Genomic DNA, 17,260 nt, shown 5'->3' with positions numbered 1-17,260 from the left:
GCGCCCGTGAAAGCCCTTGCCATCGCCGCCACCGGCATGAACGCCCAGCAGACCAACCTGGAAGTCATCGCCAACAACATCGCCAACATCAACACGACCGGCTACAAGCGCGCCCGTGCCGAGTTCTCCGACCTGCTTTACCAGGTCGACCGCACGCAGGGCGTACCCGATCGCGGCAACACGTCGATCGTGCCGGAAGGCGTATCGGTCGGCCTTGGCGTGAAGACGAGTGCGGTGCGCAACGTCCACATCCAGGGCAGCTTCACCAGCACCGGCAACTCCTATGACCTCGCTCTCGACGGCAAGGGCTGGTTCCAGATTGCAGGTGCGAACGGCCAGACGTTCTACACCCGCGCCGGCACCTTCAACACCAACGCCACCGGGCAGATGGTGACGGTCGACGGCGCACCGATCGTTCCCGCGATCACCGTGCCGCTCGACACCAAGGAACTCATCATCAACAAGTCGGGTCAGGTCTTTGCCCGGGTCGATGGCCAGCTGGAACTACAGAACCTGGGCCAGTTGACCATCGCGACCTTCGCCAATGAGGCCGGCCTGGCGCCGCTGGGCGACAACCTGTTCCAGGAAACGGAAGCATCGGGTCCAGCCAATGTCGGCGTTCCGGGCGATCCCGGTTTCGCGACCATCCGCCAGAACTATGTCGAAAACTCCAACGTCGACCCGGTCAAGGAAATCACCGATCTGATTTCCGCGCAGCGCGCCTATGAAATGAATTCCAAGGTCATTCAGGCGGCTGACGAGATGGCCGCGGTTGTCTCCAAGAACATCCGGTAACGAAGATGATCCGGCACGCCCTCCGTTCCGCCGCATACGGTCTGACACTCGCCCTGGCCGTGGCCATCGGCGCGCTGCCGGCGTTCGCCGACGAGGTCGTGCTCATCCCCAACCGGGTCATCTACCCGGGCGAGACAATCGGTCTCCCCGCCCTGAAGGAAGTCACCCTCGCGCCGGGGCGTCGTAAACCGGCCGGCATGATCACAATCGCCTCCGAACTCGACGGCAAGGTTGCAAAGCGCACATTGCTGCCCGGCCGCTACATCCCGGCCAACTCGGTTCGCGAAGCCTGGCTGGTCGAACAGGGAGCGACGGTACAGGTCTTCTTCATCGCTGGCGTGCTCACCATCTCGGCCTCCGCGGTGTCCTTGCAGCCGGGCTCGGCCGGCGACCTGATCAAGGTCCGCAATGTCGACAGCGGCAAGGTGCTTTCCGGGACGGTGATGGCCGATGGTTCCATCCAGGTTTCCGCTACATGAAGCGTGCATTTTCCATCGTTCTTGCGTCACTGCTCTGTGCACAGCCCGTTCTGGCCGATGGCCTGAACGCCAAGGCCAAGCGCGAGCTTGCTGCCAAGGCCTCGCGTGAGGGTGGCCAGTTCGACGATCCCAATTACGATGCGGATACTGCCAGTCGCATGTTCCAGGTTTCGCCGGGCCCCAGTTCGCTGCCGCCCGGTCAGGTTGCCTCGCGCATCAAGGATGTCGCGCGTCTGCAGAGCGCGCGCGACAACCAGCTTGTGGGCTACGGCCTCGTCATTGGCCTGCAGGGCACCGGTGACTCGTTGCGCAACTCGCCGTTCACCGAGCAGTCGATCCGCGCCATGCTGGAAAACCTCGGCATCGCTTCACAAGGCACCAACGCGCGCGCCAAGAATGTCGCGGCAGTCATCGTCACCGCCAACATGCCACCCTTCGTGCAATCCGGTGCCCGCATCGACATCAGTGTGTCGTCGATGGGCGATGCCACCTCGCTGCAAGGCGGCACTCTCATCATGACCCCGCTGAAAGCCGCTGACGGCGAAATCTACGCAGTCGGCCAGGGTTCGGTCGTGGTTTCCGGCTTCACCGCGCAAGGGCAGGCACAGCAGGTGACACAGGGCGTCCCGACAGCCGGCCGCGTGCCGAACGGCGCCATCGTCGAACGCGCGGTTCAGGCCGAATTCGGCGATCAGTCGATGCTGACGCTGCAGCTCTACAATGCGGATTTTTCGACGGCGGTCCGTATCGCGGACGCCGTCAACGACTATACGCGCCAGCGTTTCGGCGTGCGTGTCGCCGCAGAGCGCGACAGCCGGACCGTTTCCATCAAGAAGCCGAAGGGCATAGCGGCAGCACGCTTCTACGCGGAAATCGAGAATCTCGTCATCGAGACCGATACTCCTGCCCGCGTCGTCATCGACGAACGCACCGGCACGATCGTCATCGGCAACAAGGTCAAGATCTCGCGTGTTGCCATCAGCCACGGCACACTCACCGTTCGCATCACCGAAGCGCCGACCGTCGTGCAGCCGGAACCATTCTCGCGCGGCGTGACAGCGGTCGAGCCGAACACCGCCATCGATATCAGCCAGCCCAATGCCCGTGTCGCTGTTCTCGATGGCCCGGATCTGCAGACGCTGGTCTCCGGTCTTAACCGCCTCGGCGTCAAGCCCGACGGCATCATCGCCATTCTGCAAGGCATCAAGTCTGCCGGCGCGCTGCAGGCCGACCTCGTGCTCCAATAGGCTGTTCGATGAAAAGCACACGCCGCATCCACGCATCGACCATCAAGGCAGGCGCACTGATCGCCCTTCTGGGCACGCTTGGATCCGCCCATGCCGAAGAAGTACGGCAGGTGCTGCCGGGCGGACAGGGTGCCGTCGCTGCGCAGAACCTGACCCGCGAAGCGCCGAGGACCGAGCTGGCCGAACCCGCCCCGCACTTGGCCGCACAGGCTGCCCTCACCACGGGAACGATCGCCCCGCCAAGTGACGAAAGCGAGGTCCAGCGCTTCTGCTCCAACATCGCCGATGCCGCGCGCGACCGCCGCTATTCGCTTCAGGCAGCCGAACTCAAGCAGTTGCAGACCGAAGTCGACAAACGCATCGGTGCGCTCGAGGAAAAGCGCGCCGAATACGAGGAGTGGCTGAAACGGCGTGAGGTCTTCCTTGCCCGCGCGGAGGACAGCCTGGTCAAGATCTATTCCGGCATGAAACCCGACGCAGCCGCCGAGCGGTTGGCCGGCACCAATGTCGAACTCGCCGCCGCCATCCTGATGAAACTCGATGCGCGCAAGGCAAGCGTCATACTCAACGAAATGGACACCAAGGCGGCTGCCGCGCTCACCGGCATCATGGGCAGTGCCGCCCGCAGGGTAGACCCGACATGATCCGCAAGGCATTGATCCTCATCGCCACCGCCAGCCTCGCCGGCTGCGCTTCTGACCTCCGCGATGTCAACAAGGAGCCGCGAATGTCGCCGGTTGGCTCAGGTATCCGCAGCCAGGCAGAACCGGTCTATCAGTATCCTGAACCACCGGCGACGCAACGGCGCCGTTTCTCGCTGTGGGATGACCGCCAGAGCCGACTGTTTACCGATCCACGCGCCCTGCGCGCCGGTGACATCCTCACCGTCATGATCAAGATCAACGATCGGGCCAAGTTCAAGAACCAGAATGATCGCAGCCGTACGGCAAGCCGTTCACTGGGCTTGAAGGCCGATGCTCAATGGGACAGCGCCAAGACCGGCGGCAAACTCGATGGCAGCATGGAATCGAAGACCAAGACCAATGCCGACGGCGCCGTCGAACGTTCGGAAACCATCGAGCTCAATGTCGCCGCCGTTGTTACCAACGTGCTGCCGAATGGCAATCTCATGATCACCGGCTCTCAGGAAGTGCGCGTCAACTACGAAATGCGGGTCCTGACCATCGCTGGCATCGTGCGCCCTGCCGATATCGGGCCGGAAAACACCATTGCTTACGACCGCATCGCCGAGGCGCGCATTTCTTATGGCGGCCGTGGCCGCGTCTCCGAGGTCCAGCAGCCCGGATACGGCCAGCAGGTTCTCGACCAGGTACTGCCGTTCTAGCGGATAGAAGAGCGTGGCCAACACCGAGCAAATAGCACCGCCGAAAGGCCCCTCTCTCATCATCCAGATAGCGATGCTGCTTGCCATGACCGGCGCGGCATTGGGTGTCGGCTGGTTCGCCGGCACTTACCTCAAGAACTCCGAGAAACCGGCTCCGCCGGCCAAGGAAAGCCACGAGAAAAAAGCGACCCACGAGGCCAAGAAGGAAGGCGACGCAGGTCCAGCCCTGGTTGATCTCGCACCGATGACCACCAATCTGGCGGCACCCGCCGAGATCTGGGCTCGTGTGCAGCTTTCCCTGGTTTTCGACGGACCGCCGCCGGCCGGCATGGCCGAAGATGTGCATCAGGATCTGCTTGCCTTCCTGCGCACCGTGAAGATGCATCAGGTCGAAGGCGCCAGCGGCTATCAGCACCTGCGTGCGGATCTGCAGGAACGCGCCGCCATCCGCAGCGGTGGCAAGGTCAAGGAAGTACTGGTCAGGACGTTGTTGTTCGAATGAAAAAACTTCTCGTCTTCCTGACCGTTTTCGCCGCAACGGTAACGGCCGCAAGCGCCCAGCAGATCGATCTCGGCGGCATCGGCCAGGCAAGCGGTACCACGGTTGCGACCATCATCCAGATGTTCGGCCTGCTCACCGTGCTGTCGGTGGCGCCCGGCCTGCTCATCATGGTGACGAGCTTCACCCGCTTCATCATCGCTTTTTCTATTCTGCGTGCCGGCATCGGCCTGCAGTCCACCCCAGCCAACCTGATCCTGATCTCGCTGTCGCTGTTCATGACCTTCTATGTCATGGCGCCAACCTTTGACCGTGCCTGGGCCAACGGCGTGAAGCCGCTCATGGACAACCAGATCAGCCAGCAGGTGGCGCTGGAGCGCATTTCCGACCCGTTCCGCACCTTCATGCTGAACAATGTGCGCGACAAGGATTTCGACCTGTTTGCCGACCTCGCCCGCGAGCGCGGCCAGACCGTGGATAGAGGCACGGTCGACCTGCGTATCCTGGTGCCGGCATTCATGATCTCCGAAATCCGCCGCGGCTTCGAGATCGGCTTCCTGATCGTACTGCCTTTCCTGGTCATCGACCTGATCGTGGCCACCATCACCATGGCGATGGGCATGATGATGCTGCCGCCCACGGTGGTGTCGCTGCCGTTCAAGATCATGTTCTTCGTGCTGATCGACGGCTGGAACCTGCTGGTCGGCAGTCTTGTGCGTTCGTTTACCTAAGCAGGGTCAGACAACGAAGTTTGCCACAGGCGACTTCTCCTGGTCTCGGGGAAGCAAACACCGTCAAACACGACCGTCGAATACGCGTCGGATAACAACCCGGCCGCAGCCTGCGAAAGGCTTTCGACTGAACCGCGCCAGATTGATCGCGAGCCGTACCCACGATCGAATTTTTGGGCAGTATAATAAGCTGAGGTCAGAACGAGTGAAGGCTGCCTTGCGACAGCCTTCACTCTGTCCAGCAGTATCTATCGGCAGCGTTCTCAGGCTGCCCCGGGAAATGACAGCCGCCAGTCGATTTGCCGCCCAGAGACACTCGCTTGCTCGGCCCAACTGGCGATGTTGTTCCAGTCGAAAAGAATCGACCTCGGCACGCCGATTGGCTCATCCGGATCCAACGAAACGAACCGGGTCGCCGGGTGCCACGGCACGTCATCCGTTCCGAGTTGGGTCTGGCAGTGCTTGAGTCCAAACAAAACTGTGGGAATACCAAGCCCCGCGCAGAGTTCCGCGGTGGCGGTGCCAGCCGAGATCACGATATCGCATGCGCCAGCGAGATAGGCGGCCGATACAAGATCATTCATCTGGTCTATCGCAGGGAAATCATAGAGGGGCAGGCCCAGCTCGCGCATCAGGCCAACCTCCTCACTGCACTCATCGTACTGCAGACAGATGAACTTGGCCGCGCCAAGCATCTTCAACGGTGAAAGATACTCGCCTTTCACATAGTGCTGGTTTCTATGCACATTCTGGTTGGAGGATCGCCAGCATAGGCCAATGACCGGCTGATGCGGTGCTGCACCGATGTCCGCCCGTATCTGCGCCTCGATTTCGGTATCGCGCTTGAGCCAGGGGCGACACTTGGCCCGCATCGCCGCAACGGTCGGTCGAAAATGCCTTGCCAGTGAGCCGATAGGGACTTCGAAATTGAAGTCTTTGTAATCTTCCCGCTTGCGCCTCTCGGCAGACGTCTCTGGCTTCACCTCGATTTTCGGAAATGACTTTACAAACAGCGGAACAAGTTTTGCAGCGCTTTCGAAAGTTATGTTGCCACCAGTCCCGATAAGATCGGGCAATACACCCGCGAAACGAATCTCGTCACCCACTCCCTGTTCACGCCAGACAAGTATGCGCTTTCCCTCGAGGTTTTCGCCATTCCAGCGCGGTACGTTGAAGGTTCGGCGCTCCGACGGAAAATCTTGCCAATCCCATCGAGCCTCATAATTGTCGAACGCTTCAGGCAGTTCGCCCGCCTCCAACTGATGAATTGAGAGATTCCAGCGCGCCAGCACATACGATGGTTCCTTGGCAAGAACCTCCTTCTGAATAGCAATGGCCTTGTCGAGATTTCCGAGCCGGGCATGAATTACCCCGAGAACAGTTGAGATCGAAGCCCACCCGCTCGCATTGCGAACTGCCAGAGTCTCGGCCTCCTGCAGCGCCTCATGGAGAAAACCGGCCGAGACGAGACAGTCGATCCATGAACGGTCGACAACAACTCTTTGTTCATCGAGCGTCGCGAGAGCCCGGATACGTTGGTAGTTGTCGACGACATACTCGTAGTTCGCTGCCTTGGATGCCGCAACGAGGCGATAGCACCACAGTTGAGAAGGTGGGGTGTCCAGCATCGCGATAGCTTCATCGAGGAGCGCTTCCGCTGCTTTGTAGCGGCGGGCGTCAAGCGCTTCCTCGGCCTGTCTTACCAGCTTGGCAGCTTTCTTTGCATTCTTCCGGTCTCGATCCGAAACTCCCGCTGGGATACTCGTCAGAGCAGGTGCGGAGTTCGCTGCGCGAACGAGAGAAGCTGCGCCGCGGACTTTTCCGCTATCCTTCGATCCATGGTCGCTCGCGAGTTCAGCAGTGCGGAAATTTTTTGCGGATGTCATTCGTGCTTCCCCACCTACGTTTGTTCGCGCCACTGCAGGCACCTCGCGTACCGTCATCCTGGCAAATGTAGGTTGCGCGAAACTTTCCCCTCGCCGACCGCCCCCTTCCGATCCGGATCATCGTGCCAAATTGAATGAATTGCGTGCAGGACGTTAGCGGTTTGGTAGGACCTCTGCGCCATAAAAGCGACCTAGAGGACGGGTGGCTGAAACGGCCACAGGCATGATGCCGCTCCGCTCTGGCCGATAGTTTCTACGGCATGTTCCTTAGTAGTGTTTGATGTGTAAAAGGAACAGGACTCATGTCCAGCATTCTGACCAACGCAGCCGCCTTGACCGCTCTGCAGAGCCTCAATGCGACCAACAAGGACCTCGACGTAGCCCAGGGCCGCATCGCTACCGGCATGCGCGTCGCCGAAGCTTCCGACAACGCCGCCTACTGGTCGATCGCCACCACCATGCGCTCGGACAACAAGGCCAACTCGGTCGTGCAGGACGCACTCGGCCTCGGCGCCGGCAAAGTCGACACCGCCTACACTGCGATGAACAAGGCGATCAACGTCGTCGACCAGATCAAGCAGAAGGTGTTGCTGGCCAAGACCTCCAGCCCCGCCGACCGTGAGCGTATCCAGACGGAAATCGGCAACCTGCAGGCCCAGCTCAAGGACAACGTCGCCGGCGCCAACTATGCCGGCTCGAATCTGCTGAATAACGACTCGACCTCGACGACTGACACCAAGCTCACGGTGATGACTTCCTATAACCGCGATGCAGCTGGTAAGGTGACAACCGGCACAATCGATGTCGCTTACACCAATATTCGTTTGATCGACGTGAACGGTACCGCGGGTGCCGGCATCCTCGACAAGAAGTTCGATGGTGCTGTCACGGCCGATTCCTCGATCCTGACCCTGAAAGTCTCGGGCACGGGTGGCGTCAGCACAGCGACGGCCTTCGACAACTTGCTGACCGGTATCGAAGCAGCACTGAAGGGCATGGCAAGCGGCGCTGCCGAGCTCGGTGCTGCCAAGGCTCGCATCGACATGCAGAAGGACTTCGTTTCGAAGCTCTCCGACTCGATCGATCGTGGCGTCGGCCAGCTCGTTGACGCCGACATGAACAAGGAATCGACCCGACTGAAGGCCCTTCAAGTCCAGCAGCAGCTCGGTATCCAGGCTCTGTCGATCGCCAACGGCTCCTCGCAGCAGATCCTGTCGCTCTTCCGTGGCTGATCCCGAACCTTCTCAGGCAACACAACTCTTCATCAGGCCGCGCCAAAAGCGCGGCCTGATTTATTTTTATTAACGCTCGTCACTTGCATTAGCTTTCCCTTTAATGAGCTGTTAACCATGACTGGTTAGCTATTGTTAACCACGTTGCTTCGCCCGTCCGAAGGAGGCCAACGCGGCGGTCTGTCATCGCGCGGGGAATGCGCGGCCATTTGAAGGGGAGTTACCTTGGCGAGCATCATGACCAACGCCTCGGCGCTGACCGCGCTGCAGAGCCTGAACGCCACCAACAAGGCGCTCGAAGAGACCCAATCACGCATTTCTACCGGCTATCGCGTTGCGACTGCTTCCGACAATGCCGCCTACTGGTCGATCGCCACCACCATGCGTTCCGACAACAAGGCCAACTCGGTCGTGCAGGACGCGCTCGGCCTCGGCGCCGGCAAGGTCGACACCGCCTACACTGCCATGAACAAGGCAATCGAAGTCGTCGACGCCATCAAGCAGAAGATCCTGCTCGCAAAGGCATCCGGCCCCGAACAGCGTGGCAAGATCCAGGGCGATATCGACTCCTTGCAGAAGCAGCTCAAAGACAATATTGCCGGCGCCAGCTATGCTGGCACGAACATGTTGAAGACCGATTCTGGCATAACGAATGCCAGCCTCGGCATCATTTCTTCCTACAATCGCGACTCCGCCGGCAATGTCACCACCGGCATGATTGACATTCCGCTGAGCAATGTCCGGCTCATCGACGCGAGTGCCGGGGCGAAAGCGGGCATTCTGGATTCGACAGGCAGCGCCTCTACCAAAGCGCTTCTCGATTTGTCGGTAGCCGATCTCACTGGCATAACCGGCACAACCGAAGCAGAAAAATTCGACAAGCTGCTCACCGATGTCGAAAAAGTCCTCGCCAAGATGGCCAGCGCCGCTTCCGAGCTGGGTGCCGCGAAATCACGCGTCGATATGCAGAAGGACTTCGTCTCGAAGCTTTCCGATTCGATCGACAGAGGCGTCGGACAACTCGTCGACGCCGATATGGATCGAGAATCCACCAAGCTCAAGGCACTCCAAGTCCAGCAGCAGCTCGGCATCCAGGCTCTGTCGATCGCCAATTCCAGCGCCCAGAACATTCTGTCGCTGTTCAAGAGCTGATCGGTCGCCAATTCCTCGTTTCTTCATCGGGCCGCGCCACAAGCGCGGCCCGATACCATTTTCGCACAAGCTTCGACGTCTAGTGTTCCAGCGGGCAATCATGCAGGGACCCTCGACCCGTGCCGGAACAACTTAGAAGCATCGTCATCAATCTTCAGGATTTTGGCACCAAGCGGTTGGCCATTATGGCCGGCATCGCGCTTTTGACGCTTGCCGTCATCGGTATCGGCTCGGTTTACCTGAACCGCCCTTCCTACGAGACGCTCTATGTCGGCCTCGAACGTTCCGACGTGAACCAGATCGGCATGGTGCTTTCCGAAGCCGGCTTCAATTTCGACGTCGGTTCGGACGGCACCAGCGTGTCGGTACCTGTGGGCACCACCGCCAAGGCGCGCATGCTGTTGGCCGAAAAGGGCCTGCCGACCAGCGCCAACGCCGGATACGAACTGTTCGACAAGGTCGGCTCGCTTGGCCTTACCTCTTTCATGCAGCAGGTCACTCGCGTGCGAGCGCTGGAAGGCGAGATCGCTCGCACCATCCAGTCTCTGGCCGGCGTCAAGGCCGCTCGCGTTCACATCGTGATGTCCGAGCGCGCCAATTTCCGCCGCGAGGAGCAGCAGCCGTCCGCATCCGTGGTCATCCGCTATGCCGGTATCGACGGTGGCAAGGCTGCCATGTCGATCCGCCATCTGGTCGCCGCAGCCGTGCCCGGCCTGTCGGCGGAGAAAGTGACGGTGCTTGATTCGGCCGGCAACCTGCTGGCTGCCGGCGACGAACCGTCCAACACCAGCGCAGCCCGTTCGCTCGGCGTCGAACGCACCGTCGAAAGCCAGATCGAGGACAATATCCGTCGCGCGCTGACACCCTATCTCGGCCCGGACAACTTCCGCGCCAGCGTCAAGGCCGACGTCAACACCGACACACGCCAGACCGAAGAAACCATCTTCGATCCGGAATCGCGGGTCGAGCGCTCCGTCCAGACAGTCAAGGCAAACGAGAACAGCAAACAGCGCCAGGCGGCGACGCCGGCCACGGTCGAACAGAATCTGCCGGAAACGCAGGCGGCCGCAACGGACGGTCCGCAGTCGAGCTCGCAGAACGACCGCAAGGAAGAGATCACCAACTACGAGATCAATTCCAAGAAGATCGCCACGGTTTCCAACGGCTACACGGTCACCAAGATGTCGATCGCCGTCGTCGTCAATCAGCTGCGATTGCTGTCGGTCCTGGGCAAGGACGCCAAGCCGGAGCAGATCGCCCAGCGCGTCGCCGACATCAAGAAGATGGTGGCCTCGGCTACCGGCCTTGACGAAAAGCGCGGCGACATCATCGATGTCTCGGCTGTCGAATTCATTGACGGGCTGGATGGCCAGGAACTTGCTTCGCCCGGCATCCTCGACGCAGTCGCGAGTTATACCGGCAGCCTGATCAATGCCGCTGCCTTCATCGTTGTCGTATTCCTCGTCGCCTTCTTCGGGCTGCGTCCGATGGCTGCCGCCCTGACCAACAAGCCGGCAGCACTGGCCGGTCCGAGCTTCAATGACGTACAGCGCTCGCTGCCCAATCCGGGCGCAGGCTCCGAAGTGGAAACACCCACTCCCGCCCTGACCGACAACAGTCGCCCGGCACCTCTCGACGACCTGCGCAGGAAGCTGCGGCCGGCGCCACAGGACAGGCTCGCCCGCATGGTCGACATCAATGAAGAGCGTACGGCCAACATCCTGCGCAAATGGACGGCCCAGGAAGCCGTGGGCTGATGCGACAGGCATCCCTTTCCGACCTGCTGCCGGATTTCGGCACGCCGGCCCACCATGGCGGCGTGCCGGCTCATACACCCGTTGAGCCGCCCCCCTTTGGCGACGGCCCCCCTGCTATCGATATCGACAAGCTGATCGCAATGGCGGTCGCCAAGGCCGAGGACGCGCTCGAGGCCAGGTTGACGGCAGCCTTCAACGAACAGCTCGAGACAGAGCGCCATGCCGCTGCCGAGCAGGCCAAGGCGCTGGTCGACGGCCTGGGCGGTGATGTCGGAAAGGCGATCGCTCAACGAACGGAGCAACTGGAACACCATCTGCATGATCTGATGGGCGATACGGTCGCCCGTATCATTGGCGGCATGTTGAGTGATGAGTTGCAGAAACGCTCGCTCGTCGCGCTGGAAAAGGTCATTCGCGATACACTCGCCGACAGCGAATCCGTTCGCGTTTCTGTCCGTGGACCGCTCTCCCTGTACGAGCCATTGAAGGCCGCTCTCGGCAAACGGGCAGCGAGCCTGGATTTCACCGAAGCGTCCGCGCTCGACCTGACCCTCGTCGTCAATGACACCGTCGTCGAAACACGCATGTCGGAATGGTCGACAGCTCTGTCTGAGGTCCTTTCATGAGTACGACTGAAGGCGCTGATCACAGGCAGGAAATCATCATCGTCCGTCGCAATCACGACGACCATGATGACGGTCATCATGGTGGTGTCTGGAAAATCGCCTTCGCGGATTTCATGACCGCGATGATGTGCTTTTTCCTTGTCATGTGGCTGATCAACGCAGCGAATGAACAGACCAGGGCGGCGGTAGCATCTTACTTCAACCCGGTTCCGCTGATCGATCGCAGTGCCAGCCGCAAGGGCTTGCAGGATATCGGCGACGGACCCGACGAACCGGGCTACACCTCCAACGACCCCGTGGAAGGCACCGCCAAGCAGGGTCACAACGGCAAAGGCAATCCCGGCAGCGCGCAGGAACAACAGAGCGGCCAGAACGCCAAGCAGGACAGAGCCGAAGAGGCGAAGAACGCTGACGAGAAATTGTTCGCCGATCCCTACGCCGTTCTCGCCGAAATCGCTGCCGAAACCGGTACGAGACAGAACGTCAGCACCAAGGGTGAAGGCGGGGCGCAGATTGCTGGCCCAGCCACCGGCGCATCGGGCGGTGATTCCTATCGCGATCCGTTCGCTCCGGATTTCTGGTCACAGCAGATATCAACTCCTCTGCCCGAGGCCAGTGCCGAAGCGGCCAAGCCGGAAGAGCAGTCACAACAGCTGACAAAGACAGCGGCCAAGGATCAGCAAGCCGTCGCGTCGCAAGCCAAGGGACAGCCTGTCGGCAAAGACCAGCAGGCGCGCACGGATCAGAGCGCGGCAAAAGATCCTTCCATGGCCAGGCTGGAGGCTGCCAAGGAAAACGCCGAGGCAGCCAAGCAGGACAAGGCTCCGACGCCCGCAACGGAAAAAGCGGCCGAAGACGTGAAGAAGAAGATCGCCGAGGCCTTCAAGCCAGGTGAGGCAATTGCCGATGGCGTCAGCGTCGAGGCTACCGACAAAGGTGTCGTCATCTCGGTCACCGACAGCTTCAACTTCGGCATGTTCGAAATCGGCTCGGCAGTGCCGCGTCGCGACCTCGTGCTTGCGATGGAAAAGATCGGTCGCATCGTCAAGGACCAGAAGGGCACGGTTGCCATCCAGGGCCATACCGACGCCCGTCCCTTCAAGGGCGGTTATGACAACTGGCGGCTTTCCACCGCCCGTGCGCATTCGGCCTACTACATGCTGGTGCGTGGTGGCCTGGACGAAAGCCGCATCAAGGAAGTCGCCGGTTTCGCCGATCGCGAGCCGAAGAACAAGGCGGACCCTCTCGCCGCCGTGAACCGACGCATCGAAATCCTGCTGGAGACGGGGGGATGACCCGCGCGGCGCGCATCCTTGGGTTCGCTTTGCTTGGGTTGGGCGTAACCACGCCCGCCCTCGCCCAGGATCCGTTGCAGCCCTATCAGATGGTGCGCTCGCTCCAGCTCGTGCAGGACAGGCTGGCGTCGGGCGATCACGCAGCGCTGCCAATGCAGAACAAGCTGCTCGAAATGGCCGACGCCCGTTTTCGTGCGTCGAAACCCGACGATTTCAAGGAACCCAAGAACCTGCGCGCGTTGCTCGTCTACAGCATGAGCGGCGGCAACCCGGCAACGGTCAGAGGTGCAGCCGGTCGCATCCAGCTCGATGAGACCAACCAGGCGATCGTCGATGGCATTCTGGACTACCTGGGCGGCCAGCCGGGGCCAGCCATTGCGGCATTGCAGCCGACCGATCCGATGACACTGTCGCCGGATGTCGGTGCGTTCGTCGCCCTCATCAAGGGTTCTCTGTTGGCGATCGACGATCCTGTTCAGGCGCTGAAGCTGCTCGATCAAGCCAGGTTGCTCAGTCCCGGCACGCTGGTGGAGGAAGCCGCATTGCGCCGTTCGGTGGCGATTGCCACGAACAACGGCGACGCGGCCCGGTTTGCACAAGCTTCCACCCAATATGTCGAACGCTACCTTCTCTCTCCTTATGCCAGCCAGTTCGCCGACAGTTTTGTCGCCGGCGTGGTGACACTGCATATGGCGCTGAGCCAGGACAAGCTGGCTGACATCACCTCGATGATGGACACGGAGCGAGAGCGGGTCATCTATCTGCGTATAGCGCGCCGCGCTGCCATCGACGGATTGAATGAACTGTCTGCCTTTGCATCCACGAAGGCCATCCCCGAGGACAAGGGCGCGACGCAAGCGGATGATCCGCGCGCCGAACTCTATGCCAGCCTGTCCAGCATCACCTCGGCGACGGTCGATGACATTCGCGCCAAGCTGAAGACGATCGACCGCAGTCGATTGTCACCGAGTGACCGTTCGCTGCTCGATGCGGCTCAGCAGATTACCCAGGAGGTCGTTGCGCCACCAATACCGGCGGTCTTCGATCCGCCGCCTTCCGCGACCGCCAGATCGCAGCCGAAGCCTAACGTCGCTGCACGGGAAAAGTCTGGGGCAGCAAGCGATCAGGCCGGCAAAGCGCAGGCAGAAGCCGCTCCAGACGACGGTTCCGATCTTCCTCCGGTCGAGGACGCCATATCGGAGCGGCCTGCAACCGAAACGGCAGCAAAACCGCCGGAGACGCCCGCTTCTGCAACTCAGGATGCAGCGATCCAGCCGCCACCCGCAACCATCCTGCCTGCATCCGCGAATGGTGGCTCGGACACGACCGATGCCGCCATCGCGGATACCAAACGCAAACTCGACAAGATCGACCTTCTGCTGGGAGCCTCGCCTCAATGACTGCAAGTGTAGGCCAGAATTTCCCGGGCATCGCGTTGCCGCGGTCAGGCAACCAGCAGTCGGCTGGCAAGACCGGCGAAGATGGTCCTGCCTTCGACGATCTGGTCGCTCATCGCGAGCCGACAGGCAAGGAAAAGGTGATCCAGCGCGGATCAGACAGCTCGCATCGGGAAAACATCCGCGGCGATTTCAACTTCAATAGCCGCGATCGTATCGCTGCGCCCGGAGACGATCCCGCAGCGGAGATCGACGACGAAGCTGGCAACGAAGAGCCAGGCGACGACACGTCGTCCAACACCCAGGAGCAGGCGGCAGGCACCCGCATACCGTTGTTCCTGAGCCTTCACAGTCTGGGCCGACAGCAATCGGACAATTCGGAGAAGCGGTCCGAACCGGACACAGCCGATGCCGAAGCCGATCTCCTGTCCGCGGACAAGGCAAGGCGCCCGGCGATTCTGCAGGGAACACGAGACACTGGAACAAGTCTTGGCGATGACAAGCCATCGCCGAAGATCCACATCGACCAATCGGCTGCAACTCGCGCTGCAAGCGGGGCGACGGCGCCGGCCAATACGCCAAGCGTTGTCGCGGGAACGTCCGCCCAGGACGCAGCCATATCGCTCGGCTCTACGACCGAGGAAGCCGCGTCGGGGGACAGTTCGGCGATCTCGACCGAACCGTCGAAAGGCGAGAGCAGCGGTAGGGCTTCGAACGATGTTCTGAAGCAGTCCGGAGCCTCACGCGCGACAGTCTCGGCCGAGCAGAATTTTCCGGCACCGGCTCTTCAAAACGTCAGCCAGGCTGCGCGCGAGGTCATCGATGCGATTGCCAGCAACGCCGCACCAGCAAGGGCCGCGCCAGCGACCGCAACAGGCATTCAAAACGGCTCGGCTGTTGCAGTTCCAACACACGTATTGAAGATCGAATTGCACCCTGCGGAGCTAGGGACAGTCACCGCCAATCTTCGCCTCGCTGGCGAGCAACTGTCGATTGAGTTGAAGCCCGATACCTACGAAGCACATCGTCGATTGAGCTCCGATAGCGAGGCGATTGTGAAGTCGCTGAAGTCGCTCGGATTCGACATCGACAAGGTGACCATCCTGCAACCTTCGATAGCATCGACACCAGCCGCGCGGGCGGATGCACCGCAAACGGCAACGTCACCCGGACGCGATCAATCGTCCTTCCAGCCAGGCAATTCCAGCGGGAACGGCGATGGCACAAACGGGCAGTCAGGAAGGAACCGTGGTGATGACAGGCAACCGGACCAGCGCTCAGCGCCGCCTTCTCAGGACCGTCCTGGCCGCGGCCTGTTTATCTAGCGCGCCCGTCGCCCAGACGGCGGCGGCAGCGACCAATCCCTGCGAAGCCGAGATCCTGCGCGCCGCGGACCGCTATCGGATACCTGCCGGCATTCTCTATGCGGTCGGATTGACGGAGACCGGAAACAAGGGCAGCCTTCAACCCAACACTTTGAATATAGAAGGAAAAGCTGTCTTCCCGCGCTCCCGTTCAGAGGCGCTGCTTGCCTTCGAGTCTGCACGGCGCGAAGGCAAGTCCCTGATCGATCTCGGCTGCATGCAGATCAATCATCGCTATCATGGCGACCAGTTCCGCAGCGTCGAGGACATGCTCGATCCGCGTCGCAACGTAGACTACGCTGCGCGCTTCCTCACGCAACTGCACGCGAGGCACGAGACCTGGTCCATGGCCGTCGCGCGCTACCACGCCGGCCCCAACAATGACCCCGCCCAGAAGCGTTATGTCTGTCGGGTGATCGCCAACATGGTCGCCGTCGGCTTTGGCAAGTGGACGGCCAACGCGCGCAGTTTCTGCACACCATAGGTTGTAGCCAGAACAGGACATCGGCCACGCTCTTGCAGTGCGGACGTACGCCGTTTTCGTCGCTGAATTCGGCCTGCATCACCGCCAGATTGTACGCGGTACAACCATCGCGATTCCCGACTCCCAAGAATGCAGTCACAAGAAATGACGGTTGGTCAGGATTCGTGACGGGGACTACGCCTTTCCGCACGGGGCAGATGAACTGATTCGGGGGCTGGGCGATGATCGTAATCGTGGACGAACGCGAACTTGTAACTGACGGTTACAGCTCGATGTTCGATCGGGAAGGTGTGGCGAGCGCCGGTTTTGCGCCGAGCGAATTCGACGCCTGGGTTTCCAGCGCCGCCGACGACGACCTGAAATCGGTTCGAGCCTTTCTGATCGGTGATTGCCGCGAGGGCGCCGTCTCTCCCCGGCAGATCAGGGACCGCACCGGCGCTCCCGTCATCGCGCTGAGCGACCACAACTCCCTCGAAAACACCTTGCGCCTTTTCGAATCCGGCGTCGATGACGTCGTACGCAAGCCGGTCCACATCCGCGAGATCCTGGCGCGCATCACCGCGATCCGCCGCCGCGCCCATGAAGACGCCTCCTTCACCGAGATCGGCGCGATGCGCATCTTCATGGATGGCCGCGATCCGGAAATCGATGGCCAACCCATGCCGTTGCCGCGTCGCGAACGGCGTATCCTTGAATACCTGGCCAGCAATCGGGGTCGACGGGTCACCAAGACCCAGGTCTTCAACGCCATCTACGGCATCTTCGACGAAGAGGTCGAGGAAAACGTCGTGGAGAGCCACATTTCCAAACTGCGCAAGAAACTGCGCGAGCGGCTCGGCCATGACCCGATCGATTCGAAACGCTTCCTCGGCTACCGGCTGGTCGCCTGATGCGCCCGGTCCGCGCCAGCCTCGCGCAAGACAACATGTTTAGTTTGGCCGGCGACACCATGCGCATAACGGAGACGTTGC

17 protein-coding genes are annotated in these 17,260 nt (G+C 61.1%); 16 read left to right on the top strand and 1 reads right to left on the bottom strand.

The window, feature by feature from the left end:
* The first annotated feature begins 6 nt into the window (after positions 1-6).
* The 7 genes from flgG to fliP are packed head-to-tail and all read left to right on the top strand — an operon-like array spanning position 7 to position 5,096.
* Positions 7-795: a flagellar basal-body rod protein FlgG gene (gene flgG / locus ACFWYE_RS29255; protein ID WP_379115543.1), complete on the top strand. Its 789-nt coding sequence runs from the start codon at positions 7-9 to the stop codon at positions 793-795.
* A 5-nt stretch (positions 796-800) separates the two neighbouring features.
* Positions 801-1,274 carry a flagellar basal body P-ring formation chaperone FlgA gene (gene flgA, locus ACFWYE_RS29250; protein WP_379115542.1) on the top strand — a complete coding sequence of 158 codons (474 nt, stop codon included), beginning with the start codon at positions 801-803 and terminating at the stop codon, positions 1,272-1,274.
* Positions 1,271-2,521, top strand: a complete 1,251-nt coding sequence (locus ACFWYE_RS29245) for a flagellar basal body P-ring protein FlgI (RefSeq protein ID WP_379072905.1) — start codon at positions 1,271-1,273, stop codon at positions 2,519-2,521. The genes flgA and ACFWYE_RS29245 overlap by 4 nt, the downstream gene beginning before the upstream one ends.
* An 8-nt stretch (positions 2,522-2,529) precedes the next feature.
* Positions 2,530-3,165 (top strand): MotE family protein, encoded by a 636-nt coding sequence (locus ACFWYE_RS29240; RefSeq protein ID WP_379115541.1) that lies wholly within the window; start codon positions 2,530-2,532, stop codon positions 3,163-3,165.
* Entirely contained in the window at positions 3,162-3,866 is a 705-nt protein-coding gene (gene flgH, locus ACFWYE_RS29235; protein WP_379115540.1) for a flagellar basal body L-ring protein FlgH, read from the top strand. Before ACFWYE_RS29240 ends, flgH begins: the two co-directional genes overlap by 4 nt.
* A gap of 13 nt (positions 3,867-3,879) precedes the next feature.
* Entirely contained in the window at positions 3,880-4,368 is a 489-nt protein-coding gene (gene fliL / locus ACFWYE_RS29230) for a flagellar basal body-associated protein FliL (protein WP_379066995.1), read from the top strand.
* The gene (gene fliP, locus ACFWYE_RS29225; protein WP_379115539.1) at positions 4,365-5,096 is read left to right on the top strand and encodes a flagellar type III secretion system pore protein FliP; all 732 of its coding nucleotides are present in this window, start codon (positions 4,365-4,367) and stop codon (positions 5,094-5,096) included. Before fliL ends, fliP begins: the two co-directional genes overlap by 4 nt.
* 263 nt (positions 5,097-5,359) lie before the next feature.
* Here the strand turns inward: fliP and ACFWYE_RS29220 are convergent, their stop codons facing one another.
* A complete protein-coding gene (locus ACFWYE_RS29220) occupies positions 5,360-6,982 on the bottom strand; it encodes a hypothetical protein (protein WP_379115538.1) in 1,623 nt (540 codons plus the stop codon).
* A gap of 302 nt (positions 6,983-7,284) precedes the next feature.
* Here ACFWYE_RS29220 and ACFWYE_RS29215 point away from each other — a divergent pair, with 302 nt between their 5' ends.
* The 9 genes from ACFWYE_RS29215 to ACFWYE_RS29175 all read left to right on the top strand — a co-directional run bounded on the left by ACFWYE_RS29215 (position 7,285) and on the right by ACFWYE_RS29175 (position 17,179).
* Positions 7,285-8,214 carry a flagellin gene (locus tag ACFWYE_RS29215; RefSeq protein WP_379115537.1) on the top strand — a complete coding sequence of 310 codons (930 nt, stop codon included), beginning with the start codon at positions 7,285-7,287 and terminating at the stop codon, positions 8,212-8,214.
* A gap of 237 nt (positions 8,215-8,451) precedes the next feature.
* Positions 8,452-9,366, top strand: coding sequence for a flagellin (locus ACFWYE_RS29210; protein WP_379115536.1), 915 nt, complete (start codon positions 8,452-8,454; stop codon positions 9,364-9,366).
* A gap of 119 nt (positions 9,367-9,485) precedes the next feature.
* A complete protein-coding gene (gene fliF / locus ACFWYE_RS29205) occupies positions 9,486-11,123 on the top strand; it encodes a flagellar basal-body MS-ring/collar protein FliF (protein ID WP_379115535.1) in 1,638 nt (545 codons plus the stop codon).
* Positions 11,123-11,749, top strand: coding sequence for a hypothetical protein (locus ACFWYE_RS29200; RefSeq protein WP_379115534.1), 627 nt, complete (start codon positions 11,123-11,125; stop codon positions 11,747-11,749). The genes fliF and ACFWYE_RS29200 overlap by 1 nt, the downstream gene beginning before the upstream one ends.
* Positions 11,746-13,044, top strand: coding sequence for a MotB family protein (locus ACFWYE_RS29195; protein WP_379115533.1), 1,299 nt, complete (start codon positions 11,746-11,748; stop codon positions 13,042-13,044). Before ACFWYE_RS29200 ends, ACFWYE_RS29195 begins: the two co-directional genes overlap by 4 nt.
* Complete coding sequence (locus ACFWYE_RS29190) at positions 13,041-14,444, top strand: chemotaxis protein MotC (RefSeq protein ID WP_379115532.1); 1,404 nt, start codon at positions 13,041-13,043, stop codon at positions 14,442-14,444. Before ACFWYE_RS29195 ends, ACFWYE_RS29190 begins: the two co-directional genes overlap by 4 nt.
* Positions 14,441-15,766, top strand: coding sequence for a flagellar hook-length control protein FliK (locus ACFWYE_RS29185; protein WP_379115531.1), 1,326 nt, complete (start codon positions 14,441-14,443; stop codon positions 15,764-15,766). The genes ACFWYE_RS29190 and ACFWYE_RS29185 overlap by 4 nt, the downstream gene beginning before the upstream one ends.
* Entirely contained in the window at positions 15,696-16,289 is a 594-nt protein-coding gene (locus tag ACFWYE_RS29180) for a transglycosylase SLT domain-containing protein (RefSeq protein WP_379115530.1), read from the top strand. The genes ACFWYE_RS29185 and ACFWYE_RS29180 overlap by 71 nt, the downstream gene beginning before the upstream one ends.
* Positions 16,290-16,510: 221 nt before the next feature.
* Positions 16,511-17,179: a response regulator transcription factor gene (locus ACFWYE_RS29175; protein ID WP_129413524.1), complete on the top strand. Its 669-nt coding sequence runs from the start codon at positions 16,511-16,513 to the stop codon at positions 17,177-17,179.
* The last annotated feature ends 81 nt before the right edge of the window (positions 17,180-17,260 follow it).

Origin of the sequence: Mesorhizobium sp. NPDC059025 (assembly GCF_042739655.1) — a bacterium.
Classification (GTDB): Bacteria; Pseudomonadota; Alphaproteobacteria; order Rhizobiales; family Rhizobiaceae; genus Mesorhizobium.
This window is presented reverse-complemented; position numbering and strand designations above follow the sequence as displayed.

Excerpts from the sequence above, each read along its gene's own strand:
- flgA (WP_379115542.1), top strand. The coding sequence starts at position 801 with ATGATCCGGCACGCCCTCCGTTCCGCCGCATACGGTCTGACACTCGCC.
- ACFWYE_RS29245 (WP_379072905.1), top strand. The coding sequence starts at position 1,271 with ATGAAGCGTGCATTTTCCATCGTTCTTGCGTCACTGCTCTGTGCACAG.
- ACFWYE_RS29240 (WP_379115541.1), top strand. The coding sequence starts at position 2,530 with ATGAAAAGCACACGCCGCATCCACGCATCGACCATCAAGGCAGGCGCA.
- flgH (WP_379115540.1), top strand. The coding sequence starts at position 3,162 with ATGATCCGCAAGGCATTGATCCTCATCGCCACCGCCAGCCTCGCCGGC.
- fliP (WP_379115539.1), top strand. The coding sequence starts at position 4,365 with ATGAAAAAACTTCTCGTCTTCCTGACCGTTTTCGCCGCAACGGTAACG.
- ACFWYE_RS29220 (WP_379115538.1), bottom strand. The coding sequence starts at position 6,982 with ATGACATCCGCAAAAAATTTCCGCACTGCTGAACTCGCGAGCGACCAT.
- ACFWYE_RS29215 (WP_379115537.1), top strand. The coding sequence starts at position 7,285 with ATGTCCAGCATTCTGACCAACGCAGCCGCCTTGACCGCTCTGCAGAGC.
- ACFWYE_RS29210 (WP_379115536.1), top strand. The coding sequence starts at position 8,452 with ATGACCAACGCCTCGGCGCTGACCGCGCTGCAGAGCCTGAACGCCACC.
- ACFWYE_RS29200 (WP_379115534.1), top strand. The coding sequence starts at position 11,123 with ATGCGACAGGCATCCCTTTCCGACCTGCTGCCGGATTTCGGCACGCCG.
- ACFWYE_RS29195 (WP_379115533.1), top strand. The coding sequence starts at position 11,746 with ATGAGTACGACTGAAGGCGCTGATCACAGGCAGGAAATCATCATCGTC.
- ACFWYE_RS29190 (WP_379115532.1), top strand. The coding sequence starts at position 13,041 with ATGACCCGCGCGGCGCGCATCCTTGGGTTCGCTTTGCTTGGGTTGGGC.
- ACFWYE_RS29185 (WP_379115531.1), top strand. The coding sequence starts at position 14,441 with ATGACTGCAAGTGTAGGCCAGAATTTCCCGGGCATCGCGTTGCCGCGG.
- ACFWYE_RS29180 (WP_379115530.1), top strand. The coding sequence starts at position 15,696 with ATGACAGGCAACCGGACCAGCGCTCAGCGCCGCCTTCTCAGGACCGTC.
- ACFWYE_RS29175 (WP_129413524.1), top strand. The coding sequence starts at position 16,511 with ATGATCGTAATCGTGGACGAACGCGAACTTGTAACTGACGGTTACAGC.